This window comes from Corynebacterium sp. KPL4015 (assembly GCF_040225725.1).
GTDB classification, from domain to species: Bacteria; Actinomycetota; Actinomycetes; order Mycobacteriales; family Mycobacteriaceae; genus Corynebacterium; species Corynebacterium rhinophilum.
The window spans coordinates 40,532-63,559 of the sequence record NZ_JBEHGF010000010.1 but is presented as its reverse complement, the minus strand read 5'-3'; the positions used below and the strand labels follow the sequence as shown (position 1 = coordinate 63,559).

Sequence of the window (23,028 nt, the reverse complement as noted above, 5' to 3'; positions counted from 1 at the left end):
GCGAGTTAGCTTTTAGTCATCGCGGGAAACGCCGGCGCGCTCGGCCAGTTCATCGCCGGTCAAGCTTTCTACCTTCTTCGCGCTCGCCTCAGGATCCGCAAAGCCGTCATAGGCGGACTCGCCGGCAAGGGTGGAGAGCAAGAAACCGGTGACGAGGCCGCGGGCGATTTCGGTGGGGCCGGATTGGAAGGCGCCGGAACCGATGGCCAATTTGCGGAAGCGATCTTCGCTAAAGCCGGCCTGCGTGCCTTTGTCGATGGCCCGGTACGCCACCTGGCCGCGCCAGTTATAGGCCAGCTTGGCGGGGTTTCCGGCATTGAAAATATCATCGCGCCCAGAGCCAATGACTAGACCCGGCGTATCGAGGCTGCGAGCGGCCCCGACGGAGGACGGGGCGGTCACTGCGGGATAAATCGCTGCGACGGCCTTGACCTTCGGGTTATCAACCGCGCTCAAAACCGCGGTGCCGCCGCCCATGCCGTGGCCAATCATGCCGAGCTTGCCCGGCGATACGGTAATATTGCCGGTTCCGAGTTTTACCCCAGCGGCGATCTGCAACGCAGATTCCATGTCTGCAGACAGGTTGCGGTGGTCAGGGAACATGCCAGTCTCAGAATTGGGGGCGACCACAACGATGCCCCAGCTGGCGAGGTGGCGCAGCGTGGCGTGGTAATCCTTGATTTTGTGCATCCAATCGTGGCCAAAGGCGACGGCGGGCAGGCCTTGGCCTTCCGCAGGGGTATAAACCTTGCCGGTAATACCTGCATAATCGAGGTCGCCAACCAGCACGCGGTTGCGGCCACGCTTCGATAATGTTCCGAGGTGTTTATTCAAATTCGCAGACACGCATTCTAGGATAGATGAAGATCACCCCGTGCTGGTGGCAAGGGGTGGCGAGTGGCACATGCGGGGGATTCGCGGAGGCCAAAAGGGGTGCGCGGCGCCGAAGTTATATGGGTTGCCTTACTTGCGCGCCGGCGAGAAAGCAGGCGAAAATGTGCACTAGGTAACATTCTCTATGCTTCTCTGGGAAGGCAGGTCGCCGCATATGACTACCGGCACCCTCAAGATCGACCAATTATTTTCGCAGGATGGGCCGGAGGTAAAGACCGGCATCATCGACAGGGTGGCCTATGCCTCCGATGCCTCGCACTACCTCTACACCCCGAAGGCCGTGATTGAAGCGCGCTCGGCAGAACACGTGGCCGCCATTTTCAAGGCGGGGCGGCAGCAAGGTATTCCGGTGACCTTGCGCTCGGGCGGCACCTCCTTGGCTGGCCAGGCCTCCGGCGAGGGCTATCTGGTGGATGTGCGTAAGCATTTCCGGGGCATAGAAGTCCTCGATGACGGCAAGCGGGTACGCGTGCAGCCAGGGGCAACCGTGCGCCAGGTCAATGCGCGTTTAGGGCTGCGCAACCGCAAGCTTGGCCCGGACCCGGCGAGCGAGGCGGCCTGCACCATCGGCGGCGTGGTGGCGAATAATTCCTCCGGCATGGCCTGCGGCACCGAATTCAATACCTACAACACCTTGGAATCGCTGACCTTTGTCTTGCCTTCTGGCACGGTGATCAATACTGCGGACGCGGATGCGGACCAGCAATTCCAGGCGCAGGAACCCGAGCTGGTGGATACGCTCATCCGCCTGCAGCGCCGCGTGCGCGATAACCAGGAATCAGTAGATATCATCCGCCGCCACTTCCTACTGAAAAATACTATGGGCTACGGGCTTAATTCCTTCCTGGATTTTGATAGCCCCGTCAAGCTTTTTGAGCACCTCTTGGTTGGCTCCGAAGGAACGCTCGCGTTTATCGCGGAAGCGGTCTTTCGTACCGTGCACATCTCTTCCCTCACGACGACTACCGTGGCGGTCTTTAATAATCTCTCCGCCGCTACGAAGGCACTGCCTTCATTGGTGGAGACCGGTGCCGCCACCCTGGAGCTGATGGATTCTGCCTCCATTCGCGTGGGTCAAGGCTTTGATAAGGTCCCGCAGGCCATTACCGGCTTCGATGTGGATTCACAGGCCGCGCTGCTCATCGAGTACCAATCCGATGACAAGGAGGAGCTGCGGGAAAAAGAAAACAAGGGCTCGTCCCTATTGCGCGAATTGGACCTGCAATCGCCGGCGGAGTTTTCTGCCGATATTCCCACCCGCACCGCCGCGTGGAACTTCCGCAAGGGCTTGTATGCCCAGGTGGCAGAAGCGAGGCCCTCAGGAACCACGGCGCTCTTGGAAGACGTTGTGGTGCCGGTGGGGGATTTGGCCGATACTTGTTCTTCCTTGCAGGAGCTTTTTACCCGCTATTCCTACGATGATGCGGTCATTTTCGGCCACGCGAAAGATGGCAATATCCACTTCCTTCTAACGGACCGCTTCGAAGGCGATAGCGCCATTGGCCGTTATAACAACTTCAATGAGGAAATGGTGGACTTGGTGCTTTCGGCAGAGGGAAACCTCAAGGCCGAGCACGGCACCGGCCGCGCCATGGCCCCGTATGTGCGCCGCCAGTACGGCGATGAGCTTTACGAGGTCATGCAGTTGCTCAAGCGCGCCTGCGATCCCGCCGGCACGATGAACCCAGGCGTCATCTTGGACGATGACCCCGATGCGCACATTACGAATATCAAGCTCAACCCCACGGTGGAAGAGGAAATCGATCCGTGCGTTGAGTGCGGCTATTGCGAGCCGGTCTGCCCGTCCAGGGATCTCACCTTGACCCCGCGCCAGCGCATCGTGGTGCGCCGTGCCCGCCAGCGGGCGCAGGAAAATGGCGATACGCACTTGGTTGCAGAACTCGATGAGGCTTATGAATACATGGGCATCGATACGTGCGCCGTGGATTCCATGTGTCTAACCGCATGCCCGGTGGGCATTGATACCGGTAAAATTATCAAGAAGCTGCGCCACGAGAAGGCCGGGGCCGCAGAAGAAAAGGTCTGGTCCACTGCCGCCAAGAATTGGCAGGTTACTAGCCGCGGTGCGGCAACGGCGCTGACCGGCGCGCATATGCTGCCGGCGCAGCTGGTCACGAAGGTGACCGATGTGGCCCGCTCGCTCGTCGGCCCCGATTCTGTGCCGGGATACCAACCGGAGTTAGGTAAGGGCGGCAAGTCCCGCGAGAGCCTGGCCGGGCGCGTGGGCGATCGCTACGCTGAGACCTCGGGAATCTACCTTCCAGCCTGCGTAAACTCCATGTTCGCCCCGCAAGGCGAAGGCATGGGAGCGACGGAAGCCTTCGTTACCGTCTTGGAGCGGGCGGGGATAGCGCTGGAGGTGCCTAAGGGCATCGAAAAGCTCTGCTGTGGAACGCCATGGTCCTCAAAGGGCATGCGCAAGGGCCACGACATTATGGAGCAGCGCGTGCGCGAGACCGTCATGGAGGCTACCGATAACGCCCGCCTTCCCGTGATTGTGGACGCGTCCAGCTGTACCGCCGGCTTTCAGGAGATGCTGGAATCCGTGGGCATTACCGTCATCGATGCGCTGAGCTTTACCGCCGATACGCTGCTGCCGCGCCTTGAGACCACCCAGCCGGTCGATTCCATGACGATTCACCCAACTTGTTCGGCGTTCCAGCTTGGCATGATGGGAGATGTTGAAAAGGTCGCCCGCGCCGCAGCTACGGAGGTGCACATACCTACCGCCTGGAATTGCTGTGGTTATGCCGGCGACCGCGGCATGCTCCACCCGGAGCTCACGGAGTCCGCCACCCGCGCCGAGGCCGCCCAGGTCAACGAGCTGGGCGCGCAGTATCACGCCTCTACCAACCGCACGTGTGAGCTGGGCATGACCCGCGCCACCGGCGAGGATTACCACCACGTCCTGGAGATGCTGGAGCGCGCCACCCGCTAGCGGTCCGGTAGGGAAGGGGCGCGGCTGCTTGCCGATGCCCCCTCTTCTCCCGCGCCCTCAGCCAGCCGCAGCGCGGGAGGGCTGCTCACCGAGGGTGCGAAAACTAGCGGTGGGCAGACCAGTTTTCAGTAACTATAAAAGGCCTGAATTAGTATGCGGCCATAAATAACAGGCCCCTAGTCCAACCCCCGGTTCGTGTTGACCAATGAGGTAGGATTCCTTTTTATGTGTGGAATTGTTGGATATGTTGGTCAAGCTAGCGGTGACCGCGAATACTTCGCTCTGGATGTAGTCGTGGAAGGTCTGCACAGACTGGAATACCGCGGCTATGACTCCGCTGGTGTGGCGATGTACGCCGATGGGGAGATTAGCTGGCGGAAGAAGGCGGGCAAGGTTGCTGCCTTGGACGAGGAGATTGCAGCGCGTCCGCTGAAGGATTCCGTTTTGGGAATCGGGCACACCCGTTGGGCCACGCACGGTGGTCCGACCGATCTCAATGCGCACCCGCACGTCGTTGACGGCGGCAAGCTGGCTGTGGTGCACAACGGCATCATCGAAAACTTTGCGGAGCTGCGGACCGAGCTTTTGAACAAGGGCTACAACTTCGTTTCTGAAACCGATACTGAAGTTGCCGCCGCGTTGCTTGGCGATGTTTTCCATAATGACGCCGCAGGTGACCTCACCAAGGCAATGCAGTTGACCGCAAAGCGCCTCGACGGTGCGTTTACCCTGCTGGCTATTCACGCTGACCAGCCGGATCGCATCGTTGCTGCCCGCCGCGATTCGCCCTTGGTCATCGGCTTGGGCGAGGGCGAGAACTTCTTGGGCTCTGACGTATCGGGCTTTATTGACTACACCAAGTCCGCAGTGGAAATGGACAATGACCAGGTGGTCACCATCACTGCTGACGATGTCGTCATTACTGACTACGACGGCAACCCCACCGAAGGCAAGTCCTTTGAGATCAAGTGGGACGCGGCCGCCGCTGAAAAGGGCGGCTTCGATTCCTTCATGGAAAAGGAAATCCACGATCAGCCTGCCGCCGTGCGCGATACCCTGTTGGGCCGCTTTGATGAGCAGGGCCAGCTGACCCTGGATGACTTGCGCATCGATGAGTCGGTCTTGAAGTCCATCGATAAGATCATCGTGATCGCCTGCGGCACGGCGGCCTATGCCGGCCATGTGGCGCGGTACGCCATCGAGCACTGGTGCCGCATTCCCACCGAGGTTGAGCTCGCCCACGAGTTCCGCTACCGCGATCCGATCGTTAATGAGAAGACCTTGGTCGTGGCCTTGTCCCAGTCCGGCGAGACCATGGACACCCTGATGGCTGTGCGCCACGCCCGCCAGCAGGGCGCGAAGGTCATTGCCATCTGCAATACGCAGGGCTCGTCCATTCCGCGCGAATCCGACGCGGCGCTCTACACCCACGCTGGTCCCGAAATCGCTGTGGCCTCTACCAAGGCTTTCTTGGCGCAGATTACCGCGACCTACCTGCTGGGCCTGTACTTGGCACAGCTGCGCGGGAATATGTTCTCCGATGAGATTCAGGGCGTTCTGGCCGAGCTGCGCAATATGCCGGACAAGGTACAAAGCGTCATCGATGAAGAACAGCAGGTAGCTGGCCTGGCTAACTCCATGAAGGACGCGGAATCCGTGCTCTTCCTGGGCCGCCACGTGGGCTTCCCGGTTGCCCTTGAAGGCGCGCTGAAACTCAAGGAGATCGCTTACCTGCACGCAGAAGGTTTTGCCGCAGGCGAGCTCAAGCACGGCCCCATCGCGCTGATTGAGGAGGGCCAGCCGGTATTCGTCATCGTGCCCTCCCCGCGCGGGCGCGATTCGCTGCACTCCAAGGTGGTATCCAATATCCAGGAAATCCGCGCCCGCGGTGCCATTACCATCGTGATCGCAGAAGAAGGCGATACCGCGGTAGAGGATTACGCTAACCACGTCATCCGCGTGCCAAAGGCGCCGACGTTGATGCAGCCGCTCCTTGCTACGGTGCCCCTGCAGATCTTTGCCGCACACGTGGCAAAGTCCAAGGGCTACGACGTTGACCAGCCGCGCAACCTGGCTAAGTCCGTGACCGTGGAATAACCTTCCGGCGGTTCTGGCCCCTTTCTCGTCCTTTTTGCACAGGTGGGAGAGGGGTCTTACCCATATCTGCAGTAAATTCAGCGCGCGGGTGGAAAGTGGCACAATAGTGGCATGCTGAAAACCACAATTGACCTTGCTGCCATCGCGCATAACGTGCGGCTGATTAAGGAGAAGATCGGCCCAGACGTCAAGCTGATGTGCGTGGTGAAGGCGGATGCTTACGGGCACGGCGTAGAAAGAGTCGTGCCCGTGATGCTGGAGGCGGGGGCGGATTCCATTGGCGTCGCCACGCTGACAGAAGCAGTGCAGCTGCGGCGCATGGGTGTGGATTCACCCATCGCGGCATGGATCTGGCAGACGGATCAGGTGCTAGAAGAGGCCCTAGCCTCTGGCATCCAGATAGCAGTCAATTCTCCCGCGCAGGCGCAGAAGCTGGTAGAGGCAGAGATTCCCGCCGAGGTCTATATCAAGGTAGAAACCGGAATGCACCGCTCCGGGGTGGATAAGGCGGACTGGGATGAGGTTTTCGCGCTGCTGCGGGATGCCCCGCATATCACCGTCCTAGGACTTATGTCCCACTTTGCCTGCGCGGATGATCCGGATAATGCGCATAATGACGCCCAGGAAGAAGAGTTTCGGCGCGCCCTGGATGCGGCGCGCGCGGCGGGTCTGGAGTGCCCGGTTAATCATTTGGCCAATTCGCCGGCCACGCTCTCGCGCCCGTCGGCGCACTTTGAGCAGGTGCGCGTCGGCCTCGCGTGCTACGGGCTCGAGCCCATAGCGGGGCGGGACCATGGCTTGCGCCCTGCAATGACGTGGTCCGGAACCGTCTTTGGGCTCAAGCCGATCGATAAGGGTGAGGCCACCAGTTACGGGCGCACGTGGAGCGCGGATAAGCCAGGGTTCCTGGCCACGGTGGATTGTGGCTATGCCGATGGCCTGCCGCGGGCGTACCAGGGCCACCTTCAGGTGGGCATCGGCGGGCGGCTTTATCCCCAGGTAGGCCGGGTGTGCATGGACCAAATAGTGGTGGATCTAGGAGATAACCCGCACGGTATTGCCCCCGGTGATGAGGTGACCATCTTTGGACAGGGTGGCATGTCTGCCACCGAGCTTGCTGATGCCGTGGGCACCATCAACTATGAAGTGGTGTGCCGGCCCACCGGCCGCACCGAACGCGAGTATGTAGGAGAGGCCGATGCGCAGTAATTTTCCTGAGTCTGGAACCCGCGATCTGGCAACGGTGGAGCAGACCCACGCCTGCGGTAAGGAACTGGGCGCCGCACTAGAAGCTGGCGATGTCGTTATCCTGGATGGCCCATTGGGCGCGGGAAAAACCACCTTTACGCAGGGGATTGCACAGGGCATGCAAGTCAAGGGCCGGATTACCTCGCCCACGTTCGTCATCGCCCGCGTGCACCGCTCCCGGGTTGGGGGACCGGACCTGGTGCACGTGGACGCGTACCGCCTCTTGGATGAGGGCGGGGCCAATTCCGGCGATCCCCTGGGGGAGCTGGATGCCTTGGACTTGGACACCGAGCTTGCCGATGCCGTCGTCGTCGCCGAATGGGGCGGCGGCCTCATCGAGCAGATCGCAGATAGGTACCTCTTTGTCAGCATCGACCGCGAACCGGCGGAGTTTGCCAGCGCAGATGAGGACGTGCGCCGCATTAGCTGGTCGTGGCGACACAATGATTAGCTAGGCCTCATTAATTTCAAGGTATAAGTGATGGACATCTTAGGGCGTCAAGTTGCTTTAGGTATTTAAGGTGCGGGATCCTTGAAGGGTGTTAGATCTCCTAGCCTCTAGTCCTCTGCTCGCCCTTTTTGCCATCATGGCCATTGGTTTGGCCATCGGCAAAATCAAATTCTTTGGCATCTCTCTTGGCGCCGCGGCCGCGATGTTCGTGGCGCTCGGGCTTTCTACCGCCAATCCGGATATCCAGATTCCTCCGCTGGTGTATCAATTCGGCTTGGCCATTTTTGTTTATGCCATTGGCCTGAACTTCGGACCGTCGTTCGTTCGCGAATTTGCTACCCGCGGCTGGAAGCTGACCGTCTTTATGATCGGCATGTTGGTGCTGCTCGTGGGCGTAGGTTTTGGGCTCATCCGCGTCTTCGGCCTCGAAACCGATGTGGCCGCCGGTATGTTTGCTGGTTCGCTGTCGTCCACGCCAGGTATGGCAGCGGTGGTGGATATGCTGGGCAATTCCACCCCGGTCGTCGGCTATTCGTTGGCTTACCCGGGTGCGGTCATCGGTGCGATTCTGGTCGCCGCCATCGGTTCGAAAATTCTCAAGGTGGACCACGAGGAAGATGCCAAGAAAGAGGGGATGATTCCCGCTCCACTGGTAGCCAAAGGCGTGCGGCTAACCAAAGACTTCCCGGATACGGCCGGGCACCTGTACCAAGTAACCGGACATAGTGTGGTGGCCACCCGCGAGATCTCCGATATGGAAAATCACCGCCTAGCACAGCCGGATATGCCCCTGCGCAAGGGCGAAGCATTCCTTATTAATGGCTCCGAAAAAGACGTCGCCGGTGCCATCGAGGTGCTCGGTGAGGAATATCCCGTCGAGCTCACCCCAGAGGCGGGCTTGCAATATAAGCGTGTGACCGTGTCGAACCCGAAGGTGGCGGGAAAGCGCATCCGCGATATCGATGCGCTCGAGCACGGCTTTATTATCGCCCGCGTGCGCAAGGGCGATAGCGATGAGGTCCCGCACCCGGATATGGTGCTGAATTACTCCGACCGCGTGCGCGTGGTGTGTAGCTCGCACCACGTGCGCGAGGTGCGCAAGTACTTGGGCGATTCCGAATCGGCGCTCGGTAACGCTGACCTATTGTCCATGTCCATCGGTTTGACCTTGGGAATGTTGTTGGGCCTTATCCCCATTCCTATGCCGGGCGGATCGACCCTGCAGCTGGGCTTTGGTGGCGGTCCCGTCGTGGTTGGCCTCATCCTCGGTTACCTGAACCGCACCGGCCCCATCAATTGGCAGATGCCCTTCCATACCAGGGAAACACTTTCGAACCTGGGGCTGACGCTCTTCCTGGCGGGCGTGGGGACATCGGCAGGCGCATCGTTCCGCGATGCCCTGACGGATCCGTCCTCGCTGACCATCATCGGCGTTGGCTTTATCATTACCTTGGTATCGGCCATCCTTATCGGCGTCATCGGCATGCTAGTGCTGCGTTTGAAGTGGGACGAGGCCATGGGCTGTGCGGCCGGCATGACCACGAACCCGGCAGTATTTGCCTATATCCGGGGCCAAACCGGCACGGAGCTCGCTGGGCGCGGCTGGGCAACGGTGTATCCCACCACCATCATTGGCAAGATTATCGCCGCTCAGGTGCTGTTATTGTTATTGCTTTAGCCCCGTATGCCCCGCGCTAATTATTCACCCACTGGGTATGCCGCCTACACTGGCAGGCACTACCCAGTGGGTGAGTGCTTGTTAGCCGCCGAGTAGCCTCGGTAATAGAACTGACAATCACTTCACCATATGTACATATAGGACCCCCTTGACCCGAGGAGCGTTACTCACCCCATGACTAAATTTGCTCGCAACCTGACCACGACCATTATCGCGCTATTTATCATTGTGATGATGGTGCTCGTTGCCGGGGCTACCCTGCGTGATGAGGATTCCCTGGAGGGAAACCTCACCAATACCTTGCAGCACGCCCCGCGGAACCTCGAGGTAATGTCGCTCATTCCTTCTGATGTCTACGGCGCCGACTACAGCGCCATCGGCTTCATCTGCTCCGGCATGGCGGAAGACAAGGTTAAGGAAGCAGCCCCGAACCCTGATGACATCACCTTCGAGGACGGCGTCGTCCCTGAGGGCAAGAGCTACGTCATGGCCCTGGGCCACAACGTTGATCCCTATGTAGAGGAATTGGATTCCTCCGAGGTTGAGGTCTGCGAGATGATCAACGCCCAGGTTAAGGCCATGGAGCAGCAGGGTCACGGGCTCGACGGCGGGGTTCCGCTGGTTCAGGGCTCCCAGCCGCTGGCCTTCCAGAGCGAAGACGGCGTGTGGAAGCTGGTCGGCTAATGCACGTCCTGGCCATTGATACGGCGACGACCGCCCTGGTCACCGGGGTAGTCGACACCGAGTCTGGGCAGATAACACAGCGCGTGCTGGCCGATACGCGCGCGCACAATGAACGGCTCATGCCCACCATCCTCGAGGTGATGAGCGAGGCTGGGCTGGAGCTCGGCACCCTCGACGCCATCGTTGCGGGCATGGGCCCTGGCCCCTTTACCGGCTTGCGCGTTGGCATGGCCACGGCGCAGGCGCTTGCCGATGCCCTCTCCATCCCCCTCCACGGCGTCTGCACCCATGATGCCATCGCGCACGCCGCGCTAGCGGGGGCCGATGCAGCCGATGAAAGGGACGCGGCAGACGCAGCGCTGGTTGCTACCGATGCCCGCCGCAAGGAAATTTATTGGGCCACCTACCGCGCGGGACAACGCATTGTGGGTCCGGACGTTTCGAAGCCGGGGGAGCTTGACCTGCAGGACATCGCGCAGGTGGTCATCCCGGAGAAGCTTGCTGAGGGGTTGCCGGAGGAACTCGCTGCGCTGCCACGCAGCGAAGCCGCGCCCACCGCAGAGGGCCTGGTGGCCGTCGCGCGGCTCGACGCGGATCCGGAGCCATTCGTACCGTTGTACCTGCGCCGGCCCGATGCGGTTCCTCCCAAAAAGCAGCAGCTTTCCGCGGCCATTCCAGAGGTGCGCCTGTGAACCTGCGCGAGCTCACCCCTGCCGATGCCCCGCGCTGCGCCGAGCTGGAAAAGGTGCTTTTTCCCGGTGAAACCCCGTGGACGGAAGCGGTATTTAAGCAAGAAATGGCTCAGCCCTTCAACTTCTACCTCGGGGTGGAAGGCGCCCTCGATCCCGCAGCGCCGGAGGACGGCCAGGAGCCGGTCTTATTGGGCTATGCAGGCATCGGCATGATGGGCCCAGCCGCGGACCCCGAGTTTGAAATCCACACCATCGGCGTCGATCCAAAGGCCCAGCGCCGCGGCATCGCGCGCATGATGATGGACAATATTTGCTATATCGCGGACTTAAAAAGCGCGCCCATCTTCTTAGAGGTGCGTGTGGGAAACGATCCCGCCATCGAGCTATACCGGCGCTATGGCTTTAACATCGAGGGGATTCGCCGCAATTATTATCAGCCTTCTGGCGCGGATGCGCACGTCATGGTGCGCCCCGGCCAGTCGCCACAAGCAAGACAGCGCGAAGCAAAGGAGCAGTAATGAAGGTCATGGGCATCGAGTCCTCCTGCGATGAGACCGGGGTGGGCATTGTCGAGCTGGACCAAGACGGCCACATGGAGATCATCGCCAATGCCGTTGCTTCGTCAATGCAGCAGCACGCGCGCTTTGGCGGCGTCGTGCCAGAAATCGCTTCCCGTGCGCACCTGGAGGCCATGCCGCAGGTGATGCGGGCGGCGCTGGAGGAGGCGGGCATCGATAAGCCCGATGCCATTGCCGCCACCGTGGGCCCGGGCCTGGCCGGAGCCCTGCTCGTGGGTGCTTCTGCAGCCAAGGCTTATGCCGCCGCGTGGGGCGTGCCTTTTTATGGCGTCAACCACCTTGGCGGGCACGTCGCCGTGGCCAACCTCGAGGGCGAGAGCCTGCCGCACTCGATCGCCCTGCTGGTCTCCGGTGGGCACACGCAGTTGCTCGAGGTCGAGGCCGTAGGAAAGCCCATGCGCGAATTGGGCTCCACGCTTGACGATGCCGCCGGTGAAGCCTACGACAAAGTCTCCCGCCTCCTAGGGCTGGGGTATCCGGGCGGGCCGGTCATTGATAAGTTGGCCGCCCGCGGAAAACCCACCATCGATTTTCCCCGTGGCATGTCGCGTGCCGAAGATCTGCGCGGCGAGCACCGGCATGATTTCTCTTTCTCGGGGCTCAAAACCTCCGTTGCGCGCTATGTGGAGCGCGCCGAAAAGGCCGGCGAGACCATCTCCGTGGAGGATGTATGCGCCTCGTTCCAAGAGGCGGTGGCCGACGTACTCACCGCCAAGGCCATTCGCGCCTGCGAGGATACCGGGGCGAAGGTGCTGTTGCTCGGTGGCGGCGTCGTGGCCAATTCCCGGCTGCGGGAGCTAGCCGCCGAGCGTTGCAATGCCGCCGGTGTGGAGCTGCGCGTGCCGCGGTTTAACCTGTGCACCGATAACGGCGTGATGATTGCAGCCCTTGGCGCCCAGCTCATTCATGAGGGGGCTGCGCCGTCGAGCCTGGGTATTGGCACCGATACGCAAATGGATGTGGAAGAGCCACAGTTAACCTAAAGTTCTTCTTCCTCGCACTGCGGGGTGGGGGGGAAGCGGCGGTAACGTTTAACGCGTTCACGCCTTCTCCGCTTTAAAGGATCTTTCTCTCATGACCGTTGGTTTCCTCGTCAACCCCGATCTCACTCGCAGAAAAATCGAGTTTGAGTTAGAACACGCCAACCAGTTCTTGGGCGGCACCACCGAGGATCGCGTCTCCGTCGTCTTTCAAGATGACGGCACGACCTACGCCGCGCTGTATAACCCAGAAGCTAAACAGGAAGGCGCCGAGCCCAACCCGGTTGCTTCCCTGGCCCGCAATGCTGCCGACACGGGAAACTCCGCCTTTTTGCAGGATCCCATCCGCGCTATCAGCGGCCCAGTTATCTTCGTGGATGCAGAGGGCGAGGAAGACTACATCGACGAGGTCATCGCATCCGTTGAGCACGGCATCCGCGCGGTGAAAAACTACCGCGAGGATTTCTCGGACGAGTACACGCTCTGGCGCGCTGCGGTCATCAACTCCACGAAGAGCGCATAAGCACCCTTTTTAACGCTCGGTGTGGCGCAGCCACATCAGCACGGCCTTGACTCGGCGATTGGCGTCTTCGGGACGAAACCCGAGTTTTAGAAAAACATTGGACACATGTTTGCTTACCGCCCCTGCGGTTAATACCAGCGCGTCTTCAATTTCTTGATTGCTCAAACCTTGTGCCATGAGCCCTAAAACCTCGCGTTCACGGGCGGTTAATTGGCTCAGCCCCGTGCGCCGCGCGGATAGCAGGGCGGTGACCACCTCTGGGTCGACGACGGTACCGCCGCCCGCCACTTCCTCGAGGGTGTGCACGAATTCGTCCACATCGGATACGCGCTCTTTGAGCAGGTAGCCGAATCCGCCGTGCTCTAAAAGCCGGTCCAAGTAGCTCGCCGCCACGTACTGGCTGAGCACGACCACCGGCTGCGACGGGTCTGCCGCCCGCACATCGTGCACGGCGCGCAGCCCATCATCGCTCATGGTGGGCGGCATGCGGACATCGCTAATGATCAGATCGAAGTCATCGGCGCCCGCGCAGGCACGCAATTCCTCCGCATCGTTGACGGCGGTCACACTATGGCCCAGTGCCGTTAAAAGCTGTTCTAGCCCGGCGCGCAAAAGGGCAGAGTCCTCTGCCAATAAGAGTTTCATCGGGCCTCCTTTAGCGGTAGTGACATGGTTAAGGTTGCTCCTTGTCCCTCTGTGTGAGCGGGAAAGAAGTCGACGCTGCCGCCTAGTGCCGCTGCCCGCTCGTGCAGCCCTGCCAACCCAGTGCCCGCAGTCGCCCCGGTGGTCTTTGCGCTAGTCGCTTCGTCACCTGTGTCGGCGCTGGTACCAACGTCGGCACGGGAATGCGCGGGGCCGGACGCGCTAGGGCCTCCTCCTGCGGAGAGGCCACCGACGCCATTATCGCGGACGCTCACGCGGAGATCGTCGCCAAAAGATATGGACACGGTGGCGGCGGTGGCTGCGCCGTGGGTGGAAGCGTTGGTTAGTGCTTCTGCTACCGCGTGGTAGGCCAGTAGCGCCGTCGTTTCCCCAATGGAGCGTTCTGCGCCTTCAACGTGCAATTCCGCGTCGAGGCCGCTGTGGGCCAAGAGCTCATCGAGGGCGGGGATGAGGCCGTCATCGAAAAGCACCTGTGGTGCAATGCCGCGCACGGTAGCACGCAGGGCGGATAGGGCATGGGTGGCGTTGTGTTCGGCATCGGCAAGCGCCTGCTGAGCCTCGGGCGGGGCCTGCAGCTTGGCCGCTGCCAGGTTGAGCTTGAGCGCGGTCAGGTACTGCTGGGGACCGTCGTGGAGCTCGCGCTCGATGCGGCGGCGCTCGCCCGAAAAGGCATCAATAAGCGTGGCGCGTGAGGCCGCCAACTCCTGCGCAGAAGGGCTCAGCGCGAGGCGGGTGAGGGAAATAGAGGCCTTGACCAGCAGGCGGTTGAGCACCACCAGTAGGACGAAGAGCACGGTGGCCGCGAGCCAGCACACGACAAAAATCAATGGGCGATTATCGGTGGTCCACTCGCCGACGTTGAACTCGGCCTGCGGAATAAACGGCGCGATAACCAGTACGCCCGCGACAAAACCGACAAAGACCCAGTTGGCAAAGCAGGCCACGCAAATAAGAAGCTGCAGTAGGAGGTGATAAAACTGCTGCCAATCAAACCAACGGTTGGCCCGCCGCGGGGGAATATCAACGCCCATCCACCTCGCACCACAGCGGCCGATAAACTCCGCAGCGCGGGCTACCAGCGGAATCCACGGCAGCATGAGTACGGAGACCACCAGTCCCGGAAGCGCGAGCACACCGAGGACGAGGCTCCACCCATTGGCCTTGACAGTTCGCATATCCGTTCAGCCTAGCCGCCGCGCCGGGGTAGTGGCAGTAGAGTTAGCTCCACCATTTTCTGGGCAGCTATCCCCATCGCGCGTGCGGGATGCGGCCGGTGGAATGGGAGGCATGTTAAAAGCACAGAATCTGAGCAAGCGCTACGGCACCCATCCCGCACTCGCCGAGGTGAACTTAAGCATCGAGCCGGGGGAATTTGTCGCGATTATGGGGCCATCCGGTAGCGGCAAGACCACGCTGTTGAACCTGCTCTCCGGGCTGGATAAGCCCAGCTCCGGCACGGTCAATGCGCCGGGCCGCACGGAGCGCGCCTTCGTATTCCAGGACTATAACCTGCTGGAATCGCTCAACGCCCGCAAAAATGCCACGTTGACCGCGCACTTTTCTGGCCGGCGCTGCACCCGCGACGAGGTGCAGAAGACCTTTGCGTCTCTGGGGCTTGACGGGCTTGAGCGCCGACTGCCCGCGCAGCTTTCCGGCGGCCAGCAGCAGCGCGTTGCCGTGGCCCGCGCCTTGCTGGCCGGTGCGCCGTATATCTTTGCTGATGAGCCCACGGGCGCGCTTGACGATGCCACCGCCGAGCTCGTCCTTACCCATCTCCGCACCGCCGCACGGGGTGGGGCCGCGGTGGTCATGGTGACCCACTCGCACCTTGCCGCGGAGGCCGCCGACCGCATTATCGAGCTCCAGGAGGCCAACCATGCTGGTGTGGCTTAAGGATTTACAAAGCAATTGGCTATCCTGGCTTGCCGTTGCGCTGACCATGGTGGTCTCATCGGCCGCGTGTGCACTGGCGGTATCGATGCTGGTAGCCACCTCGGACGCGGACGATGATCCCACGGGGCCTCTCGGTGGTACCGTGCTGGGCATGGCGGTCTGCGCCGTCGTGTTGATTACGCTGTCGCAGATGCGGCTGATCATTGAGGAACGCGAACCCGTCTACCGCTCGTGGCGCATGATTGGCATGCCCGGGTGGATGATCAATAGCTTCATCGTGGGGCAGGTCAGTGCCGTAAGCGCTATCGCGGCGCTCATCGGGACCTTCCCGGCGCGCCTGTTTGTCGAGCCCATGGCCGCGGCCTTTCGCAGCGACGGGATTCCCATGCCGGAATTGGCCATTACCCCGCTGGTCATCCGCATCGCCGTGTCCGTGTGTGTGGCATCGGCGGTTTGCGGTGCCCTCATACCGCTGCGCCGGGTCTTTCGCCCGCGGGTGGAATCGCGCCCGGTGTGGGTGGTGCTGCGCTGCCTCGTGGCCGCAGGCTTGGTAGGCGGTGCCGTGTACGGCTGCCTGCAGATAGAAGATCCTGGCGATAGCCTCGCCGCTTCCATGGGGCTGGTCATCCTGGTGGCACTCATGACGCCGTGGCTTATGCCCGCCCTGGACCAATGGACGCGCCTGTGCGGCATCGCCGGGGCCAATGTGCGGGTGCGCCGCCGCTTCTCAGTGCCTCATATCGTGCCGTGGGTATTGCTCGGTGGCCTGATCGTTGCAGTGGGCTCTGGGGTGATGATGCTCAAAGGTACGGAAAGCCTCGATACCTTGTCATCGGGGCGAGTCTTCGCGGCATTTCTCGGCCCAGTCGTTGCCCCGAGCATCGTTGGTGCGGTGTTGACCTCACTCATTATGCGCTCGCGCATCGCTAGCGATGTACGCGGCCTGCGGTTGGCCGGCGCCTCACCGGCGGCGTGGGCACGGGTGCAGGTGGGAGAGGCCTTTTGCCTGACCGTTACCGCTGCGGCGATAGTCATTGCCTTGAGCGCAACGGTAGTGATGCTGCTCAACCAGCTGCTGCATCCCGATTCTCATTCCGGGATGGGCGCGCTGTGGGAGGGCCTCGCCGGGGTGTGGTGGGCGCCGTTCGGCCTAATTTTTGGCGCCATGTTTCTCGCGCTGTGCGCCGTCAAGCTCATTCTCGCGGGATTTCTGCGCTCAACCGCCCAGATCCGCACAAACTGATGGATGAATCGCCGATATTCTGATGGGTAAAACGCGCTCAAACTGATGGGCAAAACTCTGATATTCTGATGGGTAAAACGCGCTCAAACTGATGGATGGGTTTAAAATGACTGGTCAAGAAGGCTATGTTTATCTCCCGCGAGTAGAGGATTCGCGGCTTCATGGAGTCCTGCAGCGATCCGGTGGAGTGTTGATAGAAGGCCCAAAGGGCTGTGGGAAATCCGCGACCGCACGGCAAATTGCGGGCAGTCTCGTCCAAGTGGATACGGATTTAAATCTCGACATGCAGCTCAGCACCGTTCCGGATTTGGCGTTGGAGGGGGATACGCCGCGAGTTTTTGATGAGTGGCAAGAAAAACCGCAGTTGTGGAACTTGGTGCGGCATGAGATTGACCGTCGGCAAGCGCCTGGGCAGTTCATTCTTACTGGGTCGACTGCGCCAATGGAGGAACAATCCAGACACTCGGGTGCGGGGCGCATAGCCAGGCTGCGGATGAAGACCTTCAGTTTTTATGAGTCGGGGCATTCTAATGGCGCAGTATCATTAGCCGAATTGGTAGCTCAGGAATCCCCCCAGTCGAATGGGGAGACGGTTGTAGATGTTGCAGGGATTATCGAGCGCATGGCGCACGGAGGCTGGCCCGCAAACCGGAATTTTTCCGTTGAGGCGGCGCAGGAGAATCTGCGCAGTTATATCGATACTGTGGCCCACGTGGATATCAATGCCGCCGATGGTGTGCGAAGGGATCCGGTAAAAGTAACGACACTTATTCGTTCGCTTGCCCGTGGGGTAGCCACAGAACAGTCCATTTCTTCTATTGCTACCGATATTGGCGCGCAAAGGGCTACGGTCAGCGAGTACCTTGCTGCGTTGCAGCGCATCTTCATCGTGGAAGAACAATTGGCATGGTCCTCCCATCTTCGCTCCCGGGCTAGCCTGCGAACGGCACCGAAGAGGCATCTGGCGGATCCGGCGTTGGCGGCTGCTGCCGTGGACGCGTCCCCAGACAAGTTGCTGCGCAACCTTGCCTTTGTCGGGCAGCTTTTTGAATCCCAAGTTGTCCATGACCTGGCAGTGCTAAGCGGGAAGCGTATTTTTCACGCCCGTGATGCCTCTGGGTTGGAAGTGGATGCGGTATTTGAGCTGGCGGGCAGGACCGTTTTCGTAGAAATTAAATTGGGGCAAAGCCAAGAGATCATTGAGAAGGCGGTAAGCAATTTGCAGGCCTTCGCAGAACGCTTTGAATGGGAGGTCCCGCCCGTCTTGATGATCGTGACGGGAGGAAACCTGAGCTTTCGGCATCCGAGCGGGGTACGCGTGGTGTCCCTGACGCACTTGGCGCCGTAGCGCGGCCCAGCAACGGGGGTCGCGTCGTTGTTGAGGGTTAGCAGTCACGAGGGTAGAGTGCTAATCAGGTTGTTTGACCCACAGTTGTTCACCCGCGACGACGGCTGTGCTGGACATCCACAACCGGCACGCGCGCGCCATTAAGGTGCGCAAACGAACAATACGGAGGAAACATCATGGCAACTATTAAGCCGCTTGAGGACCGCGTCCTCGTACAGATCGTAGAAGCAGAATCCACCACCGCATCCGGCCTGGTTATCCCGGACTCCGCAAAGGAAAAGCCGCAGGAAGCAACCGTTATCGCCGTCGGCCCGGGCCGCTGGGAAGATGACGATGACCGCATCCCCATGGACGTTAAGGAAGGCGACACCGTTGTCTTCTCCCGCTACGGCGGCACCGAGCTGAAGTACGACGGCGAAGAGTACTTGCTGCTGAGCCAGCGCGACATCCTCGCCATCATCGAGAAGTAGGAACTACTTATGGCAAAGCTTATTGCATTCGACCAAGAAGCCCGCGAGGGAATTCAGCGCGGCGTCGATACGCTGGCTGATGCCGTCAAGGTCACCCTCGGCCCGCGCGGCCGCAACGTCGTCTTGTCCAAGGCCTTCGGTGGCCCGACCGTTACCAATGACGGCGTGACCATCGCCCGCGATATCGATGTCGAGGAGCCCTTCGAGAACCTCGGCGCCCAGCTGGTTAAGTCCGTAGCGGTCAAGACCAACGACATCGCCGGCGACGGCACCACCACCGCGACCTTGCTGGCCCAGGCGCTCATCTTTGAGGGCCTGCGCAACGTTGCAGCCGGCGCTAACCCGATTGAGCTCAACCGCGGCATCTCCGCAGCGGCGGAAAAGGCCGTCGAGGAGCTTAAGGCACGCGCCACCCCGGTTAACTCCGCCTCCGAAATCGCGCAGGTAGCTACCGTGTCCTCCCGCGATCCGGAGGTCGGCGAGATGGTGGCCGGCGCCATGGAAAAGGTGGGCAAGGACGGCGTCGTCACCGTCGAGGAGTCCCAGACCATGGACTCCACCGTGGATGTCACCGAAGGTATTTCCTTTGACAAGGGCTACCTTTCCCCGTACTTCGCTACGGAGGAAGAGACCAACCACGCCGTGCTTGACGATGCCGCCATTTTGCTCGTCCGCAACAAGATTTCTTCCCTGCCGGACTTCTTGCCGCTGCTGGAAAAGATTGCAGAAACCAACCGCCCGACCCTCATCATCGCGGAAGACGTCGAGGGCGAGCCGCTGCAGGCGCTCGTGGTCAACTCCATCCGCAAGGTCCTGAAGGTTGCTGCCGTAAAGGCACCGTACTTTGGCGAGCGCCGTAAGGGCTTCATGGATGACCTGGCCGTGGTTACCGGCGCCACCGTGGTGGACCCTGAGGTGGGCGTCAACCTGAACGAGGTCGGCCTCGAGGTGCTGGGTTCCGCACGCCGCGTGACCATCACCAAGGAAGACACCGTGCTTGTCGATGGCGGCGGCAGCGCCGCAGCCCTCGACGATCGCCGTGAACAGATCCGCGGCGAAATCGCCCGCACCGATTCCACCTGGGATAAGGAAAAGCTCGAGGAGCGCTTGGCCAAGCTCTCCGGCGGCGTCGCCGTTATCCGCGTCGGTGCCGCAACCGAGACCGAGGTCAACGAGCGCAAGCTGCGCGTCGAGGACGCCATCAACGCCGCCCGCGCGGCCGTGGAAGAAGGCGTCATCGCCGGCGGCGGCTCCGTGCTGGTGCAGATCTCCAAGGAACTCGAGTCCTTTGCCCAGGACTTCGAGGGCGAGGCTAAGGTCGGCGTTCTCGCCGTCGCCCGCGCCCTGACCCGCCCGGCATTCTGGATCGCAGAAAACGCAGGCCTCGATGGCTCCGTCATTGTCTCCCGCGTATCTGAGATGGCCAACGGTGAAGGCTTTAACGCCAACTCCCTGGAGTACGGCAACCTTATCGATAACGGGATCATCGATCCCGTGAAGGTCACCCACTCCGCAGTGGTCAATGCCACCTCCGTTGCCCGCATGGTTCTTACCACCGAGGCATCCGTTGTGGAAAAGCCGCAGGAAGAAGACAACGCTGAGGCCGATCACGGCCACGGCCATCACCACCACTAATTCCTGCGCTGTATTTAGCTCAGAGCCCGCCGCACCTTCCCCGTCTTATTGGGGAGGCTTGCGGCGGGCTTCTGGCTTATACGTAAAGCACGCGGGAACATAACCCGTGCGATGCCACGGTAGACCTTTTTAGCCGCCAGCGGCGGCAGGGGAGAGGCTAGTTCACAAAAGGTGCCAAGCTTAGGGTTCCTCCTCAGCCGGAGGCTGCCTCGTCTTTAGCGGCACACCCCAGGGCTTAGCGGGCTCGAAGGCGTCCCTCACGGGGCGTTATTTGCAGCAGGCGCTTGCTACGCAGGGCTAATTCGGAACCCCGGACTCCCGCCCGCCGCGAACGCGGTGTGTGGACTTTGCGCGCTAACTTTAATTTTGGGTTAAACGTTGACCGTTGTGCGGCGACGCTTGCGCAGCGCCACCACGCGCTCAGACTCGCTCATGCCGCCCCAGACGCCATACGGTTCGGCTGAACGCAGGGCGTGCTCGCGGCACAGCTCGATAACCGGGCAGGAATTGCAGATGGCCTTGGCGCGGTTTTCGCGCTGGGCGCGGGCTCGGCCACGCTCTCCGTCTGGATGGTAAAAAACGTCCGAGTTTTCACCGCGGCACGCACCTTGCAACTGCCAATCCCATACATCTGCAGTAGGTCCGAGAAGAGACTTGGACTGAGACACGTTTCTTAATCTCCTTATAACAGGACGAGAATTCTTACGCTGGCGGCCGGTGGAGAGTCATCCGCGAACCGCAACGATTTGTAGTGTGTCGCGTCTTGGTAAACAAAGGGTTACTAGTATTTAACTTCTAGGTATTGTATCTATTTATGGGACTCGTTAGCGCCCATTTACCTGCAATAATGACTAAGGTTAACGAATTATGAATTTTCCTCTTTCTATTGTGCAGGGGCCATAAACCCGCCTTCAAAGCAGGTACAACCGCTGGGCGCGGGTTTCTTGGTGGTGTTTTTCCTTGCTGGGGCATCGCCAAGCAAGGGCAGTGCCGAGGCGGAGGTGTGCAACGCAGTTGTCCCTTTGCGCTCCCTGCCCCAGAGGAAATATGGTTGAATATCGATTTAATAGTCTGCAGAGGGTACACTCGTGAGCGATAAGGATAAAGAGCTAGCGGATCTCGTTCCGCTGGCCGCTGGTGGTAGCCGCCGCGCACTGCAATCTATCCTGCAAATTATTCATCCGCAGGTGCTGCGTTATTGCCGCGCGCGCATCGGTGGCGGGCGCCAGCCCACTGCGGAAGACGTGACCCAAGAAATCTGCCTCGCCGTCGCTACCTCTATCGATTCCTATGAAGATAAAGGCCGGCCGTTTATGGCCTATGTCTACGGCATCGCTTTTAATAAGGTCACCGATGCCCACCGCGCCATGGGTCGCGACCGCTCTACACCCACCGAAGAGCTTCCAGAAAGCACCGCGAACGAGGCGACTCCCGAGGAATGGGCGCTGGAAAATGACGGTAGTAACAGAATGCGCGCGTTGCTCGATACCTTAAGTGACAAGGCAAAAAACATCGTTATTTTGCGCGTGTTCGTTGGTCTTTCGGCAGAAGAAACCGCCGATATCGTGGGGTCTACCCCGGGTGCGGTTCGCGTCGCACAACACCGAGCTCTCGCACAATTGCGAAAGGCCCTTGGGCAACAACTAGCCACTGAGGGCTAAAGCCACAACCCCGCTCTAGAGACACGCGTAAACCTTCAGAAAGGAAGGAGGGACAGAAACCATCATGGCCTCCAAACACTCCAAAAAGAATAACGATGACCTGACGGAGCAGCTCCAGCCCTTGGTAGATGATGATGCATTCCTCACCGAGCTGTCGCAGGGCAAAGACCCCTCCAACGGCAGCGATGAGCTCGCTGGGTTGTTGCTAGGGCTGAAGGGGGACATCGATAAGCAGATGCCGCCAGCCCCGCGCGTGGACGGGGCAGAGGAAGAACCAGAAGTCATTAGTCTCGATAAGGCGCGGTCTCGTCGGCGCAATCGCCCCGTGATGCACGGACTTATCGGCGCGGCCGCCGCCACCGTCATCCTCGCCGGTGCGGGCGGGGTCATGGTTAATTCTGGCGTGTTTGATAGGCCGGATGAGACCCGCAACGTGGAGCTGGCCGGCACCTTAGATGAGATGGAATCCCGCGCGGCAGAGGGAGATTTCGAAGGCGCGCGCGAGCTTATGAAGGAAGCCCGCTCCAAGCTTGAAGAGGCTGAGGGCAAAGAAGAAAATGCCATCGCTGCCAAAGAGGAAGCCGAAAAGAAGCGTCCTGCCCGTCCGAAGACGAAAACCGTGACGGAAACTGCTACTGAGACCGCGCCGGGCCAAAAGCCGCAGGATAACCCCGAGCCAGCACCAAAAACCGTAACGGAAACGCAGTACGAGACCTCAACCGTGGTGGTAACGGAGCAGGCGCCGGCGAATCCGCAGCCGGAGACGCGCGAGCCCGAAGAAGCACCCACCACAACCATTCAGTTGGGGGCGGGCGCCGAGTAATAACGAGGGCGGTGACTTACACGCCCTAGCGGTTTTCTAGGCCGTCGACGTAGCCCAGCGCGTAGTCCCACGGCACGTAGCGGCGCGGGTCGGGCTCTGCCCCCGGTTCGTGCACTGGGGCGAGCTCGCCCGCCAGCGTGGCGCGCATATTGGCGGCCATAATGTCCCACTCGTAGAAGTGGTTTTCCTGGCAGTCTTCACACAAGAAGAAGATGCCATCGATCCCGCGTGGGCCGAGCACACTTGCGAATATCTCTACCCGAGCGAGATCGTGGATGAGGGCGAGGCGGTCTTCATCGGAAAGCGGCATGACCTGCTCGTCCTCCTCCAGGAAGGACGCAGGGTCATTCGGATCGTCTGCAAAAGGATCGCGGGGCATATTGGCGAAGAAGTTCACGCCTGCGAGCCTATTGAACTTGCCCGCTTAAGGCAATTAACCCCTAGCCTGAATGGTGTCCTTGGCCGGGCACGCACTACAGTTGGGGTAGCCGCTGAACCTGTTTAAGGA

At 60.6% G+C, this 23,028-nt stretch carries 22 protein-coding genes; 17 read left to right on the top strand and 5 right to left on the bottom strand.

Annotation, left to right across the window (positions count from 1 at the left end):
- Positions 1-12: 12 nt before the first annotated feature.
- On the bottom strand, positions 13-846 hold the full coding sequence (locus tag ABRP64_RS05535; RefSeq protein WP_349865747.1) for a dienelactone hydrolase family protein: 834 nt from the start codon (positions 844-846) through the stop codon (positions 13-15).
- 202 nt (positions 847-1,048) lie between these two features.
- Here ABRP64_RS05535 and ABRP64_RS05530 point away from each other — a divergent pair, with 202 nt between their 5' ends.
- From ABRP64_RS05530 to ABRP64_RS05485, 10 genes are all read left to right on the top strand, one after another.
- A complete protein-coding gene (locus ABRP64_RS05530) occupies positions 1,049-3,853 on the top strand; it encodes an FAD-binding and (Fe-S)-binding domain-containing protein (protein ID WP_349865746.1) in 2,805 nt (934 codons plus the stop codon).
- Positions 3,854-4,078: 225 nt separating this feature from the next.
- Complete coding sequence (glmS, locus tag ABRP64_RS05525) at positions 4,079-5,950, top strand: glutamine--fructose-6-phosphate transaminase (isomerizing) (protein WP_349865744.1); 1,872 nt, start codon at positions 4,079-4,081, stop codon at positions 5,948-5,950.
- Positions 5,951-6,061: 111 nt separating this feature from the next.
- Positions 6,062-7,159, top strand: a complete 1,098-nt coding sequence (gene alr / locus ABRP64_RS05520; protein WP_349865742.1) for an alanine racemase — start codon at positions 6,062-6,064, stop codon at positions 7,157-7,159.
- Positions 7,149-7,649, top strand: a complete 501-nt coding sequence (gene tsaE / locus ABRP64_RS05515) for a tRNA (adenosine(37)-N6)-threonylcarbamoyltransferase complex ATPase subunit type 1 TsaE (RefSeq protein WP_349865740.1) — start codon at positions 7,149-7,151, stop codon at positions 7,647-7,649. The genes alr and tsaE overlap by 11 nt, the downstream gene beginning before the upstream one ends.
- A gap of 88 nt (positions 7,650-7,737) precedes the next feature.
- Positions 7,738-9,327 (top strand): aspartate:alanine exchanger family transporter, encoded by a 1,590-nt coding sequence (locus tag ABRP64_RS05510; RefSeq protein ID WP_349865738.1) that lies wholly within the window; start codon positions 7,738-7,740, stop codon positions 9,325-9,327.
- Between the two features lie 174 nt (positions 9,328-9,501).
- Positions 9,502-10,011 (top strand): hypothetical protein, encoded by a 510-nt coding sequence (locus ABRP64_RS05505; RefSeq protein WP_284770166.1) that lies wholly within the window; start codon positions 9,502-9,504, stop codon positions 10,009-10,011.
- The gene (tsaB, locus tag ABRP64_RS05500; RefSeq protein WP_284852065.1) at positions 10,011-10,703 is read left to right on the top strand and encodes a tRNA (adenosine(37)-N6)-threonylcarbamoyltransferase complex dimerization subunit type 1 TsaB; all 693 of its coding nucleotides are present in this window, start codon (positions 10,011-10,013) and stop codon (positions 10,701-10,703) included. Before ABRP64_RS05505 ends, tsaB begins: the two co-directional genes overlap by 1 nt.
- Positions 10,700-11,221 carry a ribosomal protein S18-alanine N-acetyltransferase gene (gene rimI / locus ABRP64_RS05495; protein ID WP_284770164.1) on the top strand — a complete coding sequence of 174 codons (522 nt, stop codon included), beginning with the start codon at positions 10,700-10,702 and terminating at the stop codon, positions 11,219-11,221. Before tsaB ends, rimI begins: the two co-directional genes overlap by 4 nt.
- Complete coding sequence (gene tsaD / locus ABRP64_RS05490; protein WP_284770163.1) at positions 11,221-12,264, top strand: tRNA (adenosine(37)-N6)-threonylcarbamoyltransferase complex transferase subunit TsaD; 1,044 nt, start codon at positions 11,221-11,223, stop codon at positions 12,262-12,264. The genes rimI and tsaD overlap by 1 nt, the downstream gene beginning before the upstream one ends.
- A 91-nt stretch (positions 12,265-12,355) precedes the next feature.
- Positions 12,356-12,784: a hypothetical protein gene (locus tag ABRP64_RS05485; protein WP_284770162.1), complete on the top strand. Its 429-nt coding sequence runs from the start codon at positions 12,356-12,358 to the stop codon at positions 12,782-12,784.
- A gap of 9 nt (positions 12,785-12,793) precedes the next feature.
- Here ABRP64_RS05485 and ABRP64_RS05480 read toward each other — a convergent pair whose 3' ends face one another.
- Both ABRP64_RS05480 and ABRP64_RS05475 read right to left on the bottom strand, forming a co-directional pair.
- On the bottom strand, positions 12,794-13,429 hold the full coding sequence (locus ABRP64_RS05480; RefSeq protein WP_349865736.1) for a response regulator: 636 nt from the start codon (positions 13,427-13,429) through the stop codon (positions 12,794-12,796).
- On the bottom strand, positions 13,426-14,622 hold the full coding sequence (locus ABRP64_RS05475; RefSeq protein ID WP_349865735.1) for a sensor histidine kinase: 1,197 nt from the start codon (positions 14,620-14,622) through the stop codon (positions 13,426-13,428). The genes ABRP64_RS05480 and ABRP64_RS05475 overlap by 4 nt, the downstream gene beginning before the upstream one ends.
- A gap of 112 nt (positions 14,623-14,734) precedes the next feature.
- On the opposite strand from ABRP64_RS05475, the gene ABRP64_RS05470 reads away from it, so the two are divergent.
- The 5 genes from ABRP64_RS05470 (at position 14,735) to groL (ending at position 20,036) form a co-directional block, all read left to right on the top strand.
- On the top strand, positions 14,735-15,340 hold the full coding sequence (locus ABRP64_RS05470; protein WP_349865733.1) for an ABC transporter ATP-binding protein: 606 nt from the start codon (positions 14,735-14,737) through the stop codon (positions 15,338-15,340).
- Positions 15,324-16,583, top strand: a complete 1,260-nt coding sequence (locus ABRP64_RS05465) for an FtsX-like permease family protein (protein WP_284770158.1) — start codon at positions 15,324-15,326, stop codon at positions 16,581-16,583. The genes ABRP64_RS05470 and ABRP64_RS05465 overlap by 17 nt, the downstream gene beginning before the upstream one ends.
- 91 nt (positions 16,584-16,674) lie before the next feature.
- Positions 16,675-17,931: an ATP-binding protein gene (locus ABRP64_RS05460; RefSeq protein WP_349865731.1), complete on the top strand. Its 1,257-nt coding sequence runs from the start codon at positions 16,675-16,677 to the stop codon at positions 17,929-17,931.
- Positions 17,932-18,107: 176 nt separating this feature from the next.
- Positions 18,108-18,401, top strand: coding sequence for a co-chaperone GroES (gene groES / locus ABRP64_RS05455; RefSeq protein ID WP_005277188.1), 294 nt, complete (start codon positions 18,108-18,110; stop codon positions 18,399-18,401).
- Positions 18,402-18,410: 9 nt separating this feature from the next.
- Complete coding sequence (gene groL / locus ABRP64_RS05450; RefSeq protein ID WP_284809097.1) at positions 18,411-20,036, top strand: chaperonin GroEL; 1,626 nt, start codon at positions 18,411-18,413, stop codon at positions 20,034-20,036.
- Positions 20,037-20,407: 371 nt separating this feature from the next.
- Here groL and ABRP64_RS05445 read toward each other — a convergent pair whose 3' ends face one another.
- Positions 20,408-20,704 (bottom strand): WhiB family transcriptional regulator, encoded by a 297-nt coding sequence (locus ABRP64_RS05445; protein WP_284770156.1) that lies wholly within the window; start codon positions 20,702-20,704, stop codon positions 20,408-20,410.
- A 420-nt stretch (positions 20,705-21,124) separates the two neighbouring features.
- Between ABRP64_RS05445 and ABRP64_RS05440 the strand changes: the two genes are divergently transcribed.
- Positions 21,125-21,697 (top strand): sigma-70 family RNA polymerase sigma factor, encoded by a 573-nt coding sequence (locus ABRP64_RS05440; protein ID WP_284770155.1) that lies wholly within the window; start codon positions 21,125-21,127, stop codon positions 21,695-21,697.
- Positions 21,698-21,761: 64 nt separating this feature from the next.
- Positions 21,762-22,520, top strand: coding sequence for a PTS lactose/cellobiose transporter subunit IIA (locus ABRP64_RS05435; RefSeq protein ID WP_284770154.1), 759 nt, complete (start codon positions 21,762-21,764; stop codon positions 22,518-22,520).
- A gap of 25 nt (positions 22,521-22,545) precedes the next feature.
- On the opposite strand, the gene ABRP64_RS05430 is transcribed toward ABRP64_RS05435, so the two are convergent.
- Positions 22,546-22,917: a DUF5319 domain-containing protein gene (locus tag ABRP64_RS05430; RefSeq protein WP_349865729.1), complete on the bottom strand. Its 372-nt coding sequence runs from the start codon at positions 22,915-22,917 to the stop codon at positions 22,546-22,548.
- Positions 22,918-23,028 lie beyond the last annotated feature (111 nt).